Source organism: Kaistia sp. MMO-174 (assembly GCF_037147815.1).
Classification (GTDB): Bacteria; Pseudomonadota; Alphaproteobacteria; order Rhizobiales; family Kaistiaceae; genus Kaistia; species Kaistia nematophila.
The window spans coordinates 1-247 of the sequence record NZ_JBBCUO010000031.1 but is presented as its reverse complement, the minus strand read 5'-3'; the positions used below and the strand labels follow the sequence as shown (position 1 = coordinate 247).

The window sequence follows — 247 nt, the reverse complement described above, 5'->3', positions numbered from 1 at the left end:
TTTGTCGGATGGCAGGGTGTAGATCTGGTCATTCTGGGCACCGTTGAACGTCCCGAAGAAGAAGATGATCGGGTAGTAGCCCTTCCACTCGTAGGTGAAATCGATGTCGGTATAGACGTTGTCCGTGGGGCTGTCAGCCGCGCCCTTCCGGCTCGAGGCGGGCGCATAGGTCTTGTTGATGACCGAGAAGTCGTCGTCGGAACTGAAGACCATCTGCGCCTTCGAACAGGTCTCGACGTTGAAGCCG

Annotated in this window: 1 protein-coding gene; it reads right to left on the bottom strand. The window is 57.1% G+C overall.

What is annotated here, in order from left to right; translation table 11 throughout:
• Positions 1–247 (bottom strand): hypothetical protein (locus WFK98_RS27280; RefSeq protein ID WP_336802530.1); only part of this gene is annotated, 247 nt, incomplete at both ends.